The organism is Kitasatospora sp. NPDC096147, assembly GCF_044763225.1.
Classification (GTDB): domain Bacteria; phylum Actinomycetota; class Actinomycetes; order Streptomycetales; family Streptomycetaceae; genus Kitasatospora.
Window position 1 is genome coordinate 114376 of record NZ_JBIWFX010000014.1, and the last position, 18299, is coordinate 132674.

An 18299-nucleotide genomic window follows, 5' to 3' on the forward strand; every position below is an offset into this window, starting at 1 on the left:
CCCCGCCATCCACCCCTTGGGAACCCGGCTCGCGCCGGGGCTTCCCCGTACCCACACGAGGACTTTTCGAGATGCCCACCGGCCAGGTGAAGTGGTTCAACGAGACGAAGGGCTTCGGCTTCCTGTCGCGCGACGACGGCGGGGACGTGTTCGTGCACACCAAGGCGCTCCCCGCCGGGGTGACCGCGCTCCGGCCGGGGCAGCGGGTCGAGTTCGGCGTGGTGGCCGGTCACCGGGGTGACCAGGCCATGTCGGTGCAGCTGCTGGAGGCACTGCCCTCGGTGGCCGCCGCCCAGCGCAAGAGCCCGGACGACATGGCCCCGATCGTGCAGGACCTGATCACCACCCTGGACGGGGTGCTGCCCGGCCTCCAGCACGGCCGCTACCCGGCCAAGCCGACCGGCCAGAAGCTGGCGGTGCTGCTGCGTGCGGTGGCCGACCAGTTCGACGTGTAAGGGTCCGTCAGAAGTCGAGCGCACCCGGGCCGATGGCGGGCACCAGCCCCTCGGCGGCGGCCCGGGTGAGCAGGCCGCGCACGGCGGCGTACCCGGCCTCGCCCAGGTCGGCGGTGAACTCGTTGACGTACAGCCCGATGTGCTGGTCCGCCACCGCCGGGTCCATCTCCTGGGCGTGCGCCAGCACGTACTCCCGGGAGGCCCCCGGGTCGTCCCAGGCCATCCGGACCGAGCTGCGGATCTGCTCCGCCAGCTCCGCCAGCCGCTCCCGGCCGAGCGAGCGGCGGGCCACGATGGCGCCCAGCGGGATCGGCAGGCCGGTGGCCAGCTCCCACGCCTCGCCCATGTCGGCCAGCCTGTGCAGCCCGTACCGCTGGTAGGTGAACCGGGCCTCGTGGATCACCAGGCCGGCGTCCACCTTGCCGTCCCGGACGGCCGGCATGATCTCGTGGAACGGCAGCACCACGATCTCGCCGAAGCCGCCCGGCACCGCCTGCGCCGCCCACAGCCGGAACAGCAGGTAGGCGGTCGAGCGCTCGCTCGGCACCGCCACCGTACGGCCCGTCAGCTGCTCCGGCGTCAGCTCGCCGGCGGTCAGCACCAGCGGGCCGCAGCCCCGGCCCAGCGCACCGCCGCAGGGCAGCAGGGCGTACTCGTCCAGTACCCAGGGCAGCTGGCCGTAGCTGATCTTCAGCAGGTCCAGCTCCCCGCGCTCGGCCATCCCGTTGGTCACGTCGATGTCGGCGAAGGTCACCTCGGGCGCCTCGGCGCCCGGCACCAGGCCGTGCGCCCAGGCGTGGAAGACGAAGGTGTCGTTCGGGCAGGGCGAGTACGCGACGCGCAGGGTCACCGGTGGGCCTCCTCGATCAGGGCGCGGTACGGCAGCAGCAGGAAGGCCCGCTCCAGGGCACCGAGCGCCTCGCCGATCCGCCAGGCGTCGCGGTCCCGGGGGCCGACCGTGTTGGAGACGGTGCGCAGCTCCAGCACCGGCACGCCGTACCGGGCAGCCGCCTCGGCCACACCGTGGCCCTCCATCGCCTCGGCCACCGCGTGCGGGTGACGGGCCGTCAGGGCGGCCGCCCGCTCGGCGGTGCCGGTCACGGTGGAGACGGTCAGCACGGTGCCGGTGGCGGCGTCCAGGGCGTCGGCGGCCAGCCGGACGGCGCCCGCCGGGGGCAGGTGCCGGACGGCGCCGAAGCCCAGCTCGGCCACACTGCGGAAGCCCTCCGGCGTCTCGGCGCCCAGATCGCCCGCGACGATCTCCTCGGCCAGCACGACCGAGCCGATCGGGGCCCGGGGCGCGAAGCCGCCGGCGATGCCGGCCGAGACCACCAGGTCGTAGGGGTGCGCGGCGAGCACGGCGGCCACCGAGACGGCCGCCGCGACCGGGCCGACCCCGGCCACCAGCACGTCCACCTCGGTGCCGCTCGCGTGCTCGCTGCGGCGCAGCTCGCCGGCCGCCGCCGGGCCGTCCAGCGGCACCGGCCGGGCCCCGTCGCGCAGCCCGCGCAGCACCGCCTCGGCCTCCGCCGCAACGGCGACGGCGACCAGCAGCCGGGGAGTCCCCGGCCGCGGGCCGCCGTCCTGGTGCGGGTGGGTCACTGCTCGGTGCCGGCCCCGGAGCCCTGCTGCGGCTCGGGCAGGCCGGCCGCGGCCTTGTTCTTCAGCTGGAAGTACCAGACGCCCAGGATGTCGCCGGTCTTCTCGTCCGCCTGGACCACGGTGACGTTGGTCTTCTCGCCGGCGGCCAGCAGGCCGATGGCCGGCAGCGAGCCCGAGTAGGTGGAGTCGGTGCGGGTCGCCGAGATGGTGGCGCGCTGCTGCTGGCCGCCGTCGGTGAAGGCGAACCAGCCCTTCTCGGCCACCTTCGGGTCGACGCCGACGCCGATCTTGTCGGACACCGTCACGTCGGAGGTCGGGAGCTTGCCCTCCAGCTGGGCCTTCCGGGCCTCCTTCTGGCAGCTCGTCTGGGCGGCCTCGTCCAGCGGCTTGCCGTCGTTGTAGCAGAACGGCTCGGCGTCCAGCGAGGAGCGTCCGACCACCAGGGTGGCCTTCGGCCCGGAGGGGTCGTCCTTGCCGGAGGCGACGGCGATCGAACCGCCGACCGTGCCGGCGCCGATCACGACGACGGCGCCGAGGGCGGCGATGACACGGGTGCTGAGGCTCATGCGCCGAAGACTACCGGCCGCACCCGTCCGGCAAACGTCCGGGTCGCCCGAACGGCGAGCACAACATCAGGAACCGGTACGGCCGAACGGGGTGGTTCCCGGCCCGCTGTCGCCCCGTCAGCTCACCGACCGGGGGCGGGCGGCCGGCCCCGGCCGGGAGCCGCCGAGCCGCACCAGCGACCAGAGCGTCCAGAGCAGCGAGACGGTCAGCAGCCCGGCCGCCACCCCCAGCCCGAGCGAGCCGTCCAGCGGAAGGGTGATGCCCAGCCCGCCACCCGCCACCCAGCTGAGCTGGAGCAGGGTCTCCGACCGCGCGAAGGCCGAGGTGCGCACCGCCTCCGGCACGTCCCGCTGGATCAGCGCGTCCAGCGCCAGCTTGCCCAGCGAGGCGGCCGCCCCGGCGGTGGCCGCGACCAGGGCCACCGTGAGCAGCCCGTACCAGAGGGCCGCCGCGACGGCCGCCGCGGTGGCCAGCAGCAGGGCGGTGGCGACGATCGCCTCCGAACGCCGGGTGCGCAGCCAGGAGCCGAGCGCCGAACCGATCGCGTTGCCCGCCCCGGCGCAGGCCGCCACCACCCCGATCGCCACCGTCGGCTGCAGCCCGGCCACCGGATCGCTGCGCAGCAGGAAGGCCAGGAACATCACCAGGAAGCCGACCAGCGCCCGGAGCGAGGCCACCGCGCGCAGCGCCAGCAGCACCGAGGGCCCGACCGAGCGCAGCCGGGCCTTCCGCGGGGTGTGCTCGGTGGTGTGCAGCACGGCCCGTTCCTCGCCCTTGGCCGAGTCCACCTGGTGCGGCAGGTGAAAGGCCATCAGGGTGCCCGCCACGAACACCAGGAAGGCCCCGCGCAGCGGCCAGGCCGGCCCGAGCAGGTGCAGCAGCCCGCCCACCCCGGCGGCCACCATGCCGGCCATCAGCCCGGCCAGGGTGACCCGGGAGTTGGCCTTCACCAGCGACAGGCCCGGTGGCTGGAGCCGGGGCACCACCACGCTGCGCACCACCCCGTACGCCTTGGAGGCGACCAGCACCCCGAGCGCGGCGGGGTAGAGGGTGAGGCTGCCGCTGATCACGGGCCCGGCCATGGTCCAGGCGAGCACCGCCCGGGCCAGCATCGACATCGCCATCGCGGACCGGCGCCCGTGCGGCATCCGGTCCAGCAGCGGGCCGATCACCGGGGCCAGCAGGGCGAACGGGGCCATGGTGACCAGCAGGTAGAGGGCCACCCGGCCGCGGGCCTCGCCGGTCGGCACCGAGAAGAACACGGTGGAGGCCAGCGCGATGGTGATCAGCATGTCGCCGAAGGAGTTCAGCGCGTGCAGCTCGATCAGCTTGGCCAGGCCCGACTCGCCCGCGCCCTCGGCGGAGGTGGCCCGGCGGATCCGCCGCCCGGTGCCGTGCACCACCTTGCCGGTGCGCGCACCGGCGGCCGACGCGCCGCGTACGAGCAGTCCGCGCCTGGGCGGCTTCGACCCGCCCTCCGGTGACGACCCGTGGTCGCTGGCCGGCGGGGCGGGTATCGGTGGGGTCTCGTCCGCCACACAGCCCATCCTGCCCGAGATTCCCGCCGGTGACGCCGGACGCCACGAAGATCCACGGCGTTCCGTCGGGTCCGGTCGGGGAACCGGACTGTCCCGGGTGGCCGACCGACGGGTAGCCTGCACTACGCGCGTGCACTGCCCGCCGGGCGGCGCGGCCGGTCAACGGACGGGCACGGGTCACGCAGAATAAGCGTGACGGTGCCCGGTGGGGCCGGGTGCCCCGGTGGACCGCCCGCCCCGGGGCGGTGCCGACAGACCGTGGGCAAATGGGCCGCAGGCTACAGAACTTGGGAGAGAATCGACGCCGTGAGTGCTGCGATGCGAAGCCGTACCCCCGACCGGCTCTGTGCCGAGGCCGTCGAACTCGCCCGCCAGTCCGCCGTCGAGACGGTCGGCCAGGAGAGCGTCGGTGCCCACCTGGGGGCCCGCGCCGACGGCGAACGGGTCGTCACCCACACCTTCGAGTGCCTGGACGCGGCCTACCGCGGCTGGCACTGGGCCGTGACGGTGGCCCGCGCCCCGCGCGCCAAGAACGTGACGCTGGACGAGACCGTGCTGCTGCCCGGCCCCGGAGCGGTGCTCGCGCCGCAGTGGGTGCCGTGGAGCGAGCGGCTGCGGCCCGGCGACATGGGGCCGGGCGACCTGCTGCCCACCGACGCCGACGACCTCCGACTGGAGCCGGGCTGGACCGGGGAGGACGAGCCGGCCCCCAACTCGGTGGCCGCGCTGGCCGCCGAGGAGCTCGTGATCAGCGCCACCGAGCCGGTGGTCACCCCGGCCCGGGCCACCATCGGCGCGCTCGCCGAGGAGCTCGGCCTCGGCCGGCCCCGGGTGCTCTCCCGGCTCGGCCTGCACCAGGCCGCCGACCGCTGGGAGACCGCCCACGGCCCGCAGTCCCCGATGGCCCAGGCGGCCCCGGCCAACTGCACCAGCTGCGGCTTCCTGGTCCCGATCGGTGGCTCGCTCGGGCAGGCGTTCGGCATCTGCGGCAACGAGTTCGGTCCGGCCGACGGCCAGGTCGTCTCGCTCGCCTACGGCTGCGGCGGCCACTCCGAGGCCGCCGTCATCCCGGCCCCGCCCGCCCCGGCCGAGCTGATCCTCGACGAGCTCCAGGTCGAGCCCCTCCAGCTCCACCCCGACCGCACCAGCGGCTCCGTCGAGCCCGACGCCCCCACCGAGGAGCTCGGCCACTCCTGAGCGGCACCCGCACGGCCGTCCCGGGCACCGTGAGCGATGCATCTGGCTGAGCGGGGGCGCGAGCGATGTACTTGGCTGAGCCGGGGCGCGAGGTTCAGTTGCACCGACCCAGGGGCGCGAGCGATGCATCTGGCTCAGCCGAGGCGCGAGCGATGTACTTGGCTGAGCCGGGGCGCGAGGTTCAGGTGCAGCGACCCAGGGGCGCGAGGAACTGCGCGCGGGGGAACGACAGCACGTGCAACTGGCTGACGGCGGGTCAGTTGCCGGTGGGCCGCCTTCCGTACTCGCGCAGTTCCTCGCGCCCCTGAGCGCTTGCCCTTCCGGGCCTTGCGTGTTCGGTGCGCCCCTGAGCGCTTGCCCTTCCGGGCGTCGCGGGTTCCGGCGCGCCGATGCGCTTGCCCTGCCGGGCGTCGTCCGTGCCCCTGGCGTCGGGAGCCCCGTGCGGAGGGGGAGAATGCGTTCCCTACAGCAGTCCAGGGGAAGGCGGCAGTGCAGTGGAGCCTCGGATCATCGGCAGCGGCAGTGACGGGCAGGCGGCCGATCCCTTCGACACGGCCACCCTGCGGCGCCGGGTGCTGGACGCCTGGACGGACGCCCCGGCCCGGTTCCGGGAGGACGCCAACGCGGAGGAGGAGCTGGCGCTCGGCGGCTACCGGGACCGGCTGATCGTGGAGTTGGCGCAGAACGCGGCCGACGCGGCGGCCCGCTCCGGCCACGGCCCCGGCCGCCTCCGGCTGACGCTGCGGGACGGGGTGCTGGCCGCGGCCAACACCGGGGCGCCGCTGGACGCCGCCGCCGTGGAGTCGCTGTCCACCCTGCGGGCCTCGTCCAAGCGCTCGGACGAGACGCCGACCGTCGGCCGGTTCGGGGTCGGCTTCTCGGCCGTGCTGGCCGTCACCGACGAGCCGGCCGTGCTGGGTTCGCACGGCGGCGTCCGCTGGTCGCTCACCGAGGCGCGGGAGCTCGCCGGGGCCCGGCCGGAGCTGGCGGAGGAGCTGCGCCGCCGCGAGGGGCACGTGCCGCTGCTGCGGCTGCCGTTCCCGGCCGAGGGCGTGGCGCCGGAGGGGTACGACACGGTGGTGGTGCTGCCGCTGCGCGATGCGGCGGCCGAGGACCTGACCCGGCGTCTGCTGGCCGGGATCGACGACGCGTTGCTGCTCACCCTGCCCGGTCTGGCCGAGGTCACGGTGGAGACGCCGGAGGGTGTGCGGCAGCTGACCCGGAGCACGCCCGGGGAGCAGCAGGCGGAGGGGCTGGGCACCGTCACCCTGACCGACGGGAGCCGGGCCACCACCTGGCAGACCGTCACCCTCTCGGGGACGATCGCCCCCGAGCTGCTGACGGACCGTCCGACCGAGGAGCGGGCCCGCCCGTTCTGGACGGTGACCTGGGCGGTGCCGGTGGACGCCGCCGGGGCGCCGCAGACGCCGGCCACCGCGCCGGTGGTGCACGCGCCGACCCCGAGTGACGAGCCGATGGGCGTCCCGGCCCTGCTGATCGCCGGGTACCCGCTGGACTCGACCCGCCGGCACGTGGCGCCCGGCCCGCTCACCGACTTCCTCACCGAGCGGGCTGCCGACGCCTACGCAGACCTGTTGCGGGCGCGCGGCGGCGACCTCGGCTCGCTCGGGCTGGTGCCGGGCCCGCTCGGGCAGGGCGCGCTGGACAACGGGCTGCGCACGGCGATCCTGAGCCGGCTGCCCGGTACGCCGTTCCTGCCGCACCCGGCCCCGGTGGAGGAGGGCACCCCGGCGCTGCGCCCGCGGGACGCGACGGTGCTGGAGGGCGCCGACCGCAGTGTGGTGGAGGCGTTGGCACCGATCTTCCCCGGCCTGCTGCCGGCCGGGCTGGAGCGTCGCTCCGAGCTGCGGGTGCTGGAGGTGCGCCGGGTGCCGCTGGCCGAGGTGGTGGACCAGCTCGGCGGGCTGGACCGGGAGCCGGCCTGGTGGCGCAACCTGTACGCGGCACTCGGCGGGGCCGATCCGGAGGCGCTCGGGGCGCTGCCGGTGCCGCTGGCGGACGGCCGGACGGTGACCGGGCCGCGCCGGGTGCTGCTGCCCTCGGACGCGGCCGACTGGGCGGGCTACGAGGGGTACCCGGAGGCGCTGGCCGAGGCGCTCGGCCTGCTGGACCTGCGGCTCGCCCACCCGGAGGCCGCGCACCCGCTGCTGGCCAAGCTGGGCGCGGGCACGGCCACCCCGGCCGGGGTGTTGGACACCCCGGAGGTGCGGGCCGCCGTGGCCCGTTCGCTGGAGCTGGCCGAGGAGGACTTCGAGGCGGCGGTCGACCTGGCCGACGCGGTGCTGGCCCTGGTGAAGGCGGCCGGGGCCACCCCGGGCGAGCACCCGTGGCTGGCCCGGCTGGCGCTGCCGGACGACGAGGGCGAGCTGACCCGGGCCGGTGAGCTGATCCTGCCGGACTCCCCGCTGGCCGAGCTGGCCCGGGAGGACGACGCCGGGTACGTGGACGAGGACCTGCTGGACCGATGGGGCCCCGAAGTGCTGGCCGCCGCAGGCGCGTTGAGCAGCTTCGTGCTGGTCCGCGCGGAGGACGTGGTGCTCGACCCGGACGACCTGGAGCGGCTGGACCCGACCGCCCCGGCCGACCGGGCGGCGGGCGGCCGGCCGACCGGTCTGCTGGACGAGGCGCCGGACGGCCTGGCCGAGTGGTGCGAGGACGTCCTGGAGACCCTGGACGCCGACGGCACCGGGGAGTTGGGCGTCCCGCCGGTGGCCGCCGAGCTGCTCGCGGTGCGCGATCTGGACCTGGTGGACGACGCGGCCTGGCCGCAGGCGCTGGCCCTGCTGGCCCGGCCCCCGTACCGGGACGCGGTGGTGGCCCCGGTGCGCACCCTGCTGCCGGACGGCCGGTACGTGGACCTGCCGCCGTACACCGCCTGGTGGCTGCGCGACCACCCGGTGCTGGACGGCCGGGAGCCGGCCGGGCTGCGGGCGGCCGGGGCCGATCCGCTGCTGCGCGGCCTCTACGACGAGGCCCGCACCACGCTGGACGAGACCTTCCTGCACGCGCTCGGGGTGCGCACCACGCTGGCCGCGCTGCTGGCCGAGCCGCACGGCCCGGACGAGCTGCTGGACCGGCTGACCGATCCGGCCTCCTCCGTGAGCCACCGCCAACTGCACGGCATCCACAGCGCGTTGGCCGCGGTCCCGGCCGAGCGGATCGAGGCGCTGGACAGCGTCCGGGCCGTCCCGCCGCTCGACCCGGAGACCGGCCGCCGCCCGGACGGGACGGTGCTGGTGGACGCCACCGAGGCGGTGGTGGCGGACGCCCCGGACCTGGTGGAGCTGCTGCACGACCACCCGCTGCTGCCGGTGGAGCCTTCGCTGGCACCGGAGTTGGCCGAGCGGCTGCACGTCTCGCTGGCCAGCGAGGTGGCCGGCGGCCGGGTGCTCTCGGAGGGCGCGCTGCACCGGACCCCGGCGGTGGTGCGGGAGTTGCTGCCCGGCTGCCCGGCGGTCTACGAGGAGCACGAGGAACTCCTGGTGGTCGGCCCGGACGGCGGCGAGGCGGCGGTGGCCTGGCGGTGGGACGGCGCCGGGCAGGCCCCGGAGCTGCCGTACGACCCGGAGGAGGCCGAATCCGGGGACGAGGACGACGAGTTCGAGGTCCCGCCGGTGCCCGGCCTGCTGCACGCCGCCACCCCCGAGGGCCTGGCGGCCGGGCTGGCCTGGTCGGTCGGCCAGTGGCACCGGCGCTTCGAGGTGCTGGCCGCGCTGACCGAGCCGGACCGGGCGTACGAGCTGCTGGCGGCGCGCGACTACGAGTGACGGCGCTGCGCACACGAACCTCCATGTGCGCCGAGGGGGACGGTTCGGCTAGTTTCGCGGGCATGACGAGCGCGAACGAGACGACCGTCCCCCTGCTCCCCTGTGCCGCCGTCGAGGAGACGGTGGAGTTCCTGACCGCCCTGGGCTTCGAGCTGACGTACCGCCAGACCCGCCCCTACCTCTACCTGGCCTTCGGGCGGGGCGGCATCCAGCTGCACTACTCCCGGCCGCCGGAGGGCCACGACCCGGCCGCCGAGGGCGGCGGCTGCCTGGTCTTCGTCGACGAAGTGGCGCCCTACCACGCCGAGTTCAAGGCGGGGCTGAAGGCACACTACGGCCGGGTGCCGTCCTCGGGGCGGCCCCGGATCACCCGCTACCGGGAGGGCGCCAGCCGCTTCACCCTGGTCGACCCGTCCGGCAACTCGCTGATCGTCATCCAGCGGGACGAGCCGATGGAGCTGGAGTACGGCGGCTCCCCGGCGCTCACCGGCCTGGCCAGGGCCCTGGACAACGCCCGGATCCTGGTCGAGTTCAAGAACGACGACCGGGCCGCCTTCCGGGCGCTGTGCTCCGGCTACCGCCGGCACGCGGCCGGGGCCGACGCCGCGGTGCGGGCCGCAGCGGTGGCCGAACTCACCGACCTGGCAGGCCGGTTGGGGGAGCAGGAGAAGCTCGCGGCGCTGCTGGCCTAGGACTCCTCGCCGATCCGGCGGACGATCACCCGCCAGACCACCTCCAGCAGCAGCCCGGCGGCCACCGCGATGGCGACGCCGGTCCACGGGTCACGGGTGCCGGCCAGCGAGAGCTGGAAGAAGTCGGAGAGCCAGGGCACCACCAGCACCAGGGCGAAGGCCCCGCCCATGGTGCCGATCAGGGCGAGGCGCCACCAGGTGTAGGGGCGGGCGACGATCGCCAGCACCCAGATGGCGACCAGGAAGAGGGTCAGGGTGGCCACGCTGGTGTCGGCCTTGAGGTCGGTGGCGTGGTTGGCCCGGGCCAGCATGTAGGCGGTGAAGGTGGCCGTGCCGGCGATCGCCCCGCCCGGGACGGCCAGGCGCAGCACCCGGCGGACGAAGCCGGTCCTGGCCCGCTCGTTGTTGGGGGCCAGCGCCAGGAAGAAGGCCGGGATGCCGATGGTCAGCGAGGAGAGCACGGTGGAGTGCCGGGGCAGGAACGGGTACGGCACGTGGGTGAAGACCACCAGCAGGGCGAGCAGCACCGAGTAGACCGTCTTCACCAGGAAGAGATTGGCGACCCGTTCGATGTTCCCGATCACCCGGCGGCCCTCGGCCACCACCGAGGGCAGGGTGGCGAAGGAGTCGTTCAGCAGCACGATCTGGGCCACCGCCCGGGTCGCCTCGCTGCCGGAGCCCATCGCCACGCCGATGTCGGCGTCCTTGAGCGCCAGCACGTCGTTCACCCCGTCGCCGGTCATCGCCACGGTGCGGCCCCGGGACTGCATGGCGCCGACCAGCTCGCGCTTCTGCTGCGGTGTCACCCGGCCGTACACGGTGGTGCGTTCGGCGACCTCGGCCAGCTCCTCGGGGTCGGTCGGCAGCGTCCGGGCGTCCAGCGGCCGCTCGGCGCCCGGGAGTCCGAGCGAGGCGGCGACGGCGCCGACCGAGACGGCGCTGTCGCCGGAGATGACCTTGGCCTCGACCTTCTGGCTCTCGAAGTACCGCAGGGTGTCGGCGGCGTCGCCGCGCAGCCGCTGTTGGAGCACCACCAGGCCGAGCGGCTCCAGGGTGGCGGCCGGGTCGTCCTCCAGGGCTGCCTCGCTGCGGCCGAGCAGCAGCACCCGAAGGCCGCGCGAGCCCAGCTCGTCCACCTCGGTCAGCGCCGGGTGCCCGGCGGGCAGCAGCACGTCCGGGGCGCCGAGCAGCCAGCTGGCCTCGCTGCCGGCCGGCTCCAGCATCCGGGCGCCGCTCCACTTGCGGGCCGAGGAGAACGGCATCACCTCCAGCACTCGCCAGCGCTCACCCGCGCCGTTGCCGTAGGCGTCGATCACCGCCTGCATGCTGGGGTTGGGCCGGGCGTCCGCGCCGCCCATCGCGCCCAGTGCCTGCTTCAGCAGCGCCGGGTCGTCCAGCAGGTGGTTGGCCAGCGGCGCCTCGGGGCTCAGGTGCGGGGCGGCGTCGTCCAGCACCCGCAGCTCGACCACGTCCATGCCGCCCTCGGTGAGGGTGCCGGTCTTGTCCAGGCAGACGGTGTCGACCCGGGCCAGGCCCTCGATCGCGGGCAGCTCCTGCACCAGGCACTGCTTGCGGCCGAGCCGGATCACCCCGATCGCGAAGGCCACCGAGGTGAGCAGCACCAGGCCCTCGGGCACCATCGGCACGATGCCGGCCACCATCCGGCGGACCGCCTCGCGCCAGTCGTTCTTCTCCACCGCGAGCTGACTGACGATCAGGCCGATCGCGGTCGGCACCAGCAGCCAGGTGATGAACTTGAGGATCGAGTCGATGCCGCTGCGCAGCTCCGACTTGACCAGGGTGAACCGGCTGGCCTCCTCGGCCAGCTGGGCCGCGTACGCCTGGCGGCCGACCTTGGTGGCGGTGAAGGCGCCGGCCCCGGCCACCACGAAGCTCCCGGACATCACCTGGGCGCCGGGCTGCTTGAGCACCGGGTCCGGCTCGCCGGTGAGCAGCGACTCGTCGATCTCCAGACCGTCCGCCTCGGTGACCACGCCGTCCACGATCACCTTGTCGCCGATGCCCAGCAGCACGGTGTCGTCCAGCACGATCTCCGCCACCGCGACCTGCACGGCGGCGCCGTCCCGCCGGACCTGCGGCTTGGCCTCGCCGATCAGCGCCAGTCCGTCCAGGGTCTTCTTGGCGCGCAGCTCCTGGATGATGCCGATCGCCGTGTTCGCCACGATCACCAGGCCGAACAGGCCGTCCTGGAGCGGGCCGACCACCAGGATGATGCCGAACATGATCCCGATGATGGCGTTGAACCGGGTGAAGACGTTGGCCCGGACGATCTCCTTGACGGACCGGCTGGAGCGCACCGGCACGTCGTTGACCTGGCCGAGGGCCACCCGCTCGGCGACCTCGGCGGAGCTCAGGCCGCCCCGGCGGACCGGGCCGGCGCCGATCGCTGACGCACCTTCAGGCCGGGCTTCCCCGTCGGGGGCGGTCGCCGTGTTCTCCGCGGGATGAGTCATGGGACCGACTCTAGGGGGGCGTTATGTCCGGTGCGCCCTACTGAGGTGCTATTCAGTCCGTCCGAGTGGCGGGGTCCTCGGCGGCCGCCCCGGCCGCCGCCTCCGCCGCCCGGGCCCGGCGGATCGCGTCCCGGCGGGCCCGGCAGTACCAGAGGCCGATCAGGCCGAGGCCGGCGCCGGCCAGGCAGATCCACGGCCAGCGGCCGTGACCGCTCTCCTCCAGCGAGGAGTGGAAGGGGATCAGCACCAGGAAGGCGAGGAACCAGAGCGCCGTGCCGCCGCCGACGATCGCGACGTCGTTGGCTTCCAGGGGCGGCGGAGAGGGGCGGACAGCGGTCTTCGGCATGCGGCCCAGGGTAAGGGCTACGCTCCGCCGGGAGCCCGCGGCTGGAGGAAGCTCCAAGCGGAAGCTGTCGCAGCGTGCTCGTAATGGTCGTTTTCTACGCGCGGAGATGGCGCGTGCACGACCGGGAAACACATACTTGTGCCCTCCTCACCTCCCCCACTTCCGACGAGGACCCCCACATGTCTCCGCAGGCCCAGCCGACCTCCGCGTCGCCCGAGCCGTCCACCAAGCCGCAGCCCGGCGGCCCGCTGGACGGCTTCTTCAAGATCTCCGAGCGGGGCTCCACGCTCGCCCGCGAGGTCCGCGGCGGTGTCGCCACCTTCTTCACCATGGCGTACATCCTGGTGCTGAACCCGATCATCCTGGCCAACGCCGTGGACATGAACGGGACCCACCTGAGCAGTGCCCAGCTGGTCACCGCCACCGCGCTCACCGCCGGCCTCACCACCCTGCTGATGGGCGTGATCGGCAACGTGCCGATCGGCCTGGCGGCCGGCCTCGGGGTGAACACCATCGTGGCGCTCCAGCTGGCCCCCCGGATGACCTGGCCGGACGCCATGGGCATGGTGGTGCTGGCGGGCTTCGCGATCATGCTGCTGGTCGCCACCGGGCTGCGCGAGCGGGTGATGAACGCGGTGCCGCTCGGCCTGCGCAAGGCCATCGCGATCGGCATCGGCCTGTTCATCGCGCTGGTCGGCCTGGTCGACGCCGGCTTCGTCAGCCGGATCCCGGACGCCGCGCACACCACCGTCCCGCTCCAGCTGGGCGGCGACGGACACCTCAACGGCTGGCCGGTGCTGGTCTTCATCCTCGGCCTGCTGCTCACCCTGGTGCTGGTGGTCCGCAAGGTGCCGGGTGCCATCCTGATCTCCATCGCGGTGATGACCGGCGTGGCCCTGGTCATCAACGAGGCCGCCACCATCGCCCCGCAGCACTGGGGCCTGACGGTGCCGAGCTGGCCGGGCAATCCGGTGGCCGCTCCGGACTTCGGGCTGGTCGGCGAGGTCAGCCTGTTCGGCGGCTTCTCCAAGGTCGGGGTGCTGACGGGCTGTCTGTTCGTCTTCACCGTGCTGATGTCCTGCTTCTTCGACGCGATGGGCACCATCCTCGGCGTGGCCGACGAGGCCCACCTGCTGGACGAGAAGGGCGACCTGCCCGGCATCAACAAGGTGCTGATGGTGGACGGCATCGCCACCGCGGCCGGCGGCGCGACCTCCTCCTCCGCCAACACCTGCTTCGTCGAGTCCACGGCCGGCGTCGGCGAGGGCGCCCGGACCGGCTTCGCCTCGATCGTCACCGGTGCGCTCTTCCTGGTGGCGCTCTTCCTCACCCCGCTGGCCACCATGGTCCCGGCCCAGGCGGCCACCCCCGCGCTGGTCACGGTCGGCTTCCTGATCCTGGCCAACTCGATCCGGGACATCGACTGGTCGGACTACACCATCGCGATCCCGGCCTTCCTGACCATGGTCATGATGCCGTTCACCTACAGCATCACCAACGGCATCGGCTTCGGGTTCATCACCTTCTGCCTGCTGCGCGCGGCCACCGGCCGGGGCCGCGAGGTGCCGGTCGCGCTCTACGCGGTGGCCGCGGTCTTCGCCTTCTACTACCTGATGCCGGCCCTCGGCCTGAACTGACGCCCGGTCAGGCCCCGCAGCAGGGCCCCGCAGCAGGACGCCGCCCGGCCGGCCTCAGTGGATGAGGCCGAGCCGGGCGGCGATCATTCCGGCCTGGAAGCGGCTGTCCGCGCCGATCGCCTTCATGATCCGGCAGACCACCCGGTTGACGGTGCGCAGCGAGACGGTGAGGTTGCGGGCGATGGTCTCGTCGGTGGCGCCGGTGGCGAGCATCCGGAGCACCGCCTGCTCCTGCGGGCCGAGACTGAGCTCGGCCTCGATGGTGCCGGAGCCCTCGTAGCTGGAGTGCTGCCAGCAGTACTCGAAGACCGAGATCAGCGCCCGGACCAGGGCCTCGCCCTCGATGGCCATGGCGCCGGCCTTGCCGTTGTTGGGGTCGATCGGGATGATCACCCGGCGGCGGTCGAAGATGATCATCCGGAACGGCACGGTCGGCGAGAGCCGGACCTCGTAGCCGCTCAGCCGGACCTCGTCCAGGTGCTTGGCGATCCGCGGCACGCTGGCCAGGCTCTGCTGGTAGATGGTGCGCAGGTCGAGGTTGCGGTCCACCAGGGCCCTGGTCCGGTCCGCCGACTCGGCCGTCTGCGGCGGGGCGGGCGCGGGTGCGGGGTGCATGGTGAGGATCTGTTCGCGGGCCAGCTCGGTGGCTTTGTTGAGATAGACGCCGACGCTGCGCAGATCGGTCAGCATCTCCACCGCGACCGGGCCGGGTGACCAGAAGTTCAGCGGCATGAAGCTGCTGAGAATCTCGGCCAGCCCCGCCCGGGCGGTGGCCATCTGTTCCAGGTTGGCGGCCAGTTCCCGTTCGGCCTCGTTGATCAGCCGCATGGCGGCGACCTGCGAGCCGAGCAGCACGAACTCGGGGGAGTCGGCCACCGGGAATTCCACCAGCCCGAGCGCGGCCAGGTAGTCGATCCCGCGGCTCGCGTCCTCCGGGTCCAGACCGACCGCCTCGGCCGCCTGGCCGATCTGCCAGGAGCCGCGCTGCTCCATGGCGCCGTAAATGCTGGCGGCGATTTCCTTGTCGGTTCTGGCGGTGCGCTGGACCCTGCTGCTCTTCTCCCTGACCGGCTCCGTATTCACTGTTCCCCCAGTCCGTAACGTCCTCCCGCCGGTCAGGATAGCGCGACGTAGAGTGTCCGAGGGATATGCCTAGGTGACCGGAATGGGCCTCCGCGGCCTTATGGCGCCGTGAGGTGCCGCAAAAGCGCCAGGGTGCTCGGAATGCGCTCTTCTGGGGCTAAACCGGGACGGTGTCGTCCGCGTAGAAGGGCAGCGAGGCGGTCACGTACTCCTGCAGCCAGCGGCGGAACGGATCACCCAAGTCATCGCGCTCGCAGGCCAGTTGGACCACCGCCCGGAGGTACTCCAGGCGGTCGCCGGTGTCGTAGCGGCGGCCCCGGAAGACCACCCCGTGCACCGGGCCGCCGATCGAGGGGTCGGCGGCCAGCCGCTGGAGGGCGTCGGTCAGCTGGACCTCGCCGCCCCGGCCCGGCTCGGTCCGGGCCAGCACGTCGAAGACCGCCGGATCGAGCACGTAGCGGCCGATCACCGCGTAGGTGCTGGGGGCCTCGCCGGGGGCCGGCTTCTCCACCAGGCCGTCCACCCGGAGCAGGTCGGCCTCGCCGGTGGCGCGGACCGCGGCGCAGCCGTAGAGGCCGATCTGCGCCTCGTCCACCTCCATCAGGGCCACCACGCTGCCGCCGTGCTCGGCCTGGACCTCGATCATCCGGCTGAGCAGCGGGTCGCGCGGGTCGATCAGGTCGTCGCCGAGCAGCACCGCGAAGGGCTCGTCCCCCACGTGCGGGGCGGCGCAGAGCACCGCGTGGCCGAGGCCGCGCGGGTCGCCCTGGCGGACGTAGTGGATGGCGGCGGGGGAGGTGGCGCGCTGCACCTGGGCGAGCCGGCCGAGGTCGCCCTTGCGGCGGAGCGCCTCCTCCAGCTCCCAGTTGCGGTCGAAGTGGTCCTCCAGCGGACGCTTGTTCCGGCCGGTGATCATCAGGACGTCGTGGATGCCGGCGTCCACCACCTCCTCCACCACGTACTGGATGGCCGGCCGGTCCACGACCGGCAGCATCTCCTTGGGGGTGGCCTTGGTGGCGGGCAGGAAGCGGGTGCCGAGCCCGGCGGCGGGGATGACCGCCTTGCTGATTCCTCTGCGGGGTGTGGTCATGGCCGGGACGCTAGCCGGGCGGAGCCCGGACGTACCCGGCTCGCGGGCTGCGGCGGCGTACTCGTCCATCTGTGGGGGTGGACCCGGTGAAGTGGGAAGAAGCATTGACGAGCCACCGTCATTTTACTATTCCATGGGAATTTCCCGAAACTCTCTTCACTCAATCGATGATCGTATTAAGCTTTGACCGTGCTCCGGCGAGGACCCCGCCGCCCTTCGTGTCGTCTTTGCGACAGGGCGTGATCATGTCCCCGGGTTTCGTTGCCTCCGTGTGACCGGGGGCGGCACCATTGAATCTGACAGAGAACGGACGCTGGTTCGTCACATTCAGGGGGATGGCAATGGCTCGCATAGGTATTCGCATCACTACGCTCATTTGTATGCTGACGATTGTCATCGGGGGAACCGTGAGCATTTCCTCGGACGTTCTCGAAGGTCGCGCCCCGGCATTCCTGGCAGGCCCCGGCGACCCGCAGTGCTGCTGACCTGAAGAACCCGGACGGGGGATGGACCAATGGCACAGGAACGAATCGTCGACCCGGACTGCGCGGGTCTGCCGGACTTCTGCTCGGAGGCTTTCGCCTCGCTCGGCCGCGCGGACCAGCGGAACGCGGCCGAAACCTACGTCCGCGGTCTGCTGAACTGCGACGGACGGAAGACCATCCCGCGTCTCGCGGTGGCTTCGCCGGGCCGGAGCGAGCAGTCGCTCCAGCAGTTCATCAACCAGAGTCCGTGGGAGCACGGACCGGTCCGGAAATGGCTCGCCGAGCGGCTCGTCCGCGAGTACCGGCCGGAGGCCTGGGTGGTCGGCGAGTTGGCCTTCCCCAAGCACGGCCGGTACTCGGCGGCGGTCGAGCGGCAGTACGTCCACTCGCACGGCCGGGTCCGGAACTGCCAGTTGGCCATCATGGTCGGCATGCAGGTGGACGGCGTCACGGTGCCGGTGAACTGGAGCCTGACCATCCCCGAGCAGTGGGGCCAGGACGACGAGCGCCGCTCCCGGGCCAAGGTCCCGGAGTGCGAACTCCCGCGACCCTACTGGCAATACCACGTCGAGCTGCTCGACGACATGGCCCTGGACTGGGGCGTTCCCGAGGCGCCGATCCTGCTGGACGCCCGGCACCGCCCGCTGGAGTGGTACCTGGCCGCCCTGGAGATGCGGGCCCAGACCTACCTCGCCCAGGTGAGCCCGAACGAGCTGGTGCAGCCGGCCGACGCCAACTGGTCGCGCGGCAGCGGACGGATCGTCAACGGGCAGGGCGCCCGGGCCCGGGCCCGCACGGTGGCCGACATCGCGGCCGGGGTCGGCAACGTGACCCCGGAGACGCTGTACTGGCGGGACGCCGCCGGCCACACCCTGCGTTCTCAATTCCTGGTCATTCCGGTCCAGGTACTGGTCAGTAGCGGCCGGCCGGCCGGGAGCAAGGCCCTGCTCGCCAATAGGCTGCTCATCGTGGAATGGCCGCTGGGCAAGCCGAGCCCGCGCGGCTACTGGCTCACCAACATCCGGGGCGCCTCGCTGCGGGAATTGGTGAAGTTGGCCAAGCAGGTGGCCCAGGCGACCCCGCAGGCGGCCGAACTGGCGTCCGGTTACGGCCTCTTCGACTACGAGGGCCGGACGTTCAACGGCTGGCACCACCACGCCACCATGGTGAGCGCCGCGCTGGATTACGACATTCTCAACGGTGCCCACCTGGGGCGGCCCGAATTCGACCCGGGCCAGGCCCAGGAGTTGACCGAACTCGCCCGTTGACCCGACGTAGTACGCCGGGCGGCCGTTCGGCCCCGCACCGGCTCCATGCGGGCTGACTAGCCTCGCTCTGGAAAAGC

At 73.4% G+C, this 18299-nt stretch carries 14 protein-coding genes; 6 read left to right on the forward strand and 8 right to left on the reverse strand.

Going from position 1 to position 18299, the window contains the following annotated elements; all coding sequences use genetic code 11:
• The first annotated feature begins 71 nt into the window (after positions 1 to 71).
• On the forward strand, positions 72 to 455 hold the full coding sequence (locus ACIRBX_RS31740) for a cold-shock protein (RefSeq protein ID WP_402302321.1): 384 nt from the start codon (positions 72 to 74) through the stop codon (positions 453 to 455).
• 7 nt (positions 456 to 462) lie between these two features.
• Here the strand turns inward: ACIRBX_RS31740 and ACIRBX_RS31745 are convergent, their stop codons facing one another.
• The 4 genes from ACIRBX_RS31745 to ACIRBX_RS31760 form a co-directional block, all read right to left on the reverse strand.
• Complete coding sequence (locus tag ACIRBX_RS31745; protein ID WP_402302322.1) at positions 463 to 1305, reverse strand: menaquinone biosynthesis family protein; 843 nt, start codon at positions 1303 to 1305, stop codon at positions 463 to 465.
• Positions 1302 to 2057: a futalosine hydrolase gene (locus tag ACIRBX_RS31750; RefSeq protein WP_402302325.1), complete on the reverse strand. Its 756-nt coding sequence runs from the start codon at positions 2055 to 2057 to the stop codon at positions 1302 to 1304. The genes ACIRBX_RS31745 and ACIRBX_RS31750 overlap by 4 nt, the downstream gene beginning before the upstream one ends.
• Positions 2054 to 2623, reverse strand: a complete 570-nt coding sequence (locus ACIRBX_RS31755) for a hypothetical protein (RefSeq protein WP_402302327.1) — start codon at positions 2621 to 2623, stop codon at positions 2054 to 2056. Before ACIRBX_RS31755 ends, ACIRBX_RS31750 begins: the two co-directional genes overlap by 4 nt.
• Before the next feature lie 117 nt (positions 2624 to 2740).
• Positions 2741 to 4171, reverse strand: a complete 1431-nt coding sequence (locus ACIRBX_RS31760; RefSeq protein ID WP_402302330.1) for an MFS transporter — start codon at positions 4169 to 4171, stop codon at positions 2741 to 2743.
• Positions 4172 to 4480: 309 nt separating this feature from the next.
• Here ACIRBX_RS31760 and ACIRBX_RS31765 point away from each other — a divergent pair, with 309 nt between their 5' ends.
• The 3 genes from ACIRBX_RS31765 to ACIRBX_RS31775 all read left to right on the forward strand — a co-directional run bounded on the left by ACIRBX_RS31765 (position 4481) and on the right by ACIRBX_RS31775 (position 9839).
• Positions 4481 to 5359, forward strand: coding sequence for a DUF3027 domain-containing protein (locus ACIRBX_RS31765; RefSeq protein ID WP_402302332.1), 879 nt, complete (start codon positions 4481 to 4483; stop codon positions 5357 to 5359).
• Positions 5360 to 5853: 494 nt separating this feature from the next.
• A complete protein-coding gene (locus ACIRBX_RS31770) occupies positions 5854 to 9147 on the forward strand; it encodes a sacsin N-terminal ATP-binding-like domain-containing protein (protein WP_402302335.1) in 3294 nt (1097 codons plus the stop codon).
• A gap of 62 nt (positions 9148 to 9209) precedes the next feature.
• Complete coding sequence (locus tag ACIRBX_RS31775; protein ID WP_402302338.1) at positions 9210 to 9839, forward strand: glyoxalase; 630 nt, start codon at positions 9210 to 9212, stop codon at positions 9837 to 9839.
• On the opposite strand, the gene ACIRBX_RS31780 is transcribed toward ACIRBX_RS31775, so the two are convergent.
• Positions 9836 to 12313 (reverse strand): HAD-IC family P-type ATPase, encoded by a 2478-nt coding sequence (locus tag ACIRBX_RS31780; protein WP_402302339.1) that lies wholly within the window; start codon positions 12311 to 12313, stop codon positions 9836 to 9838. The genes ACIRBX_RS31775 and ACIRBX_RS31780 overlap by 4 nt on opposite strands.
• A gap of 52 nt (positions 12314 to 12365) precedes the next feature.
• A complete protein-coding gene (locus ACIRBX_RS31785; RefSeq protein WP_402302340.1) occupies positions 12366 to 12659 on the reverse strand; it encodes a DUF2530 domain-containing protein in 294 nt (97 codons plus the stop codon).
• A gap of 179 nt (positions 12660 to 12838) precedes the next feature.
• Between ACIRBX_RS31785 and ACIRBX_RS31790 the strand changes: the two genes are divergently transcribed.
• Entirely contained in the window at positions 12839 to 14296 is a 1458-nt protein-coding gene (locus ACIRBX_RS31790) for an NCS2 family permease (RefSeq protein ID WP_402302342.1), read from the forward strand.
• Positions 14297 to 14350: 54 nt separating this feature from the next.
• Here ACIRBX_RS31790 and ACIRBX_RS31795 read toward each other — a convergent pair whose 3' ends face one another.
• Both ACIRBX_RS31795 and ACIRBX_RS31800 read right to left on the reverse strand, forming a co-directional pair.
• Positions 14351 to 15289: a LuxR C-terminal-related transcriptional regulator gene (locus ACIRBX_RS31795; protein ID WP_402302343.1), complete on the reverse strand. Its 939-nt coding sequence runs from the start codon at positions 15287 to 15289 to the stop codon at positions 14351 to 14353.
• A 247-nt stretch (positions 15290 to 15536) separates the two neighbouring features.
• Positions 15537 to 16469 carry a UTP--glucose-1-phosphate uridylyltransferase gene (locus ACIRBX_RS31800; protein WP_402302344.1) on the reverse strand — a complete coding sequence of 311 codons (933 nt, stop codon included), beginning with the start codon at positions 16467 to 16469 and terminating at the stop codon, positions 15537 to 15539.
• 514 nt (positions 16470 to 16983) lie between these two features.
• Here ACIRBX_RS31800 and ACIRBX_RS31805 point away from each other — a divergent pair.
• Positions 16984 to 18222, forward strand: a complete 1239-nt coding sequence (locus tag ACIRBX_RS31805) for an IS701 family transposase (RefSeq protein ID WP_402302347.1) — start codon at positions 16984 to 16986, stop codon at positions 18220 to 18222.
• Positions 18223 to 18299 lie beyond the last annotated feature (77 nt).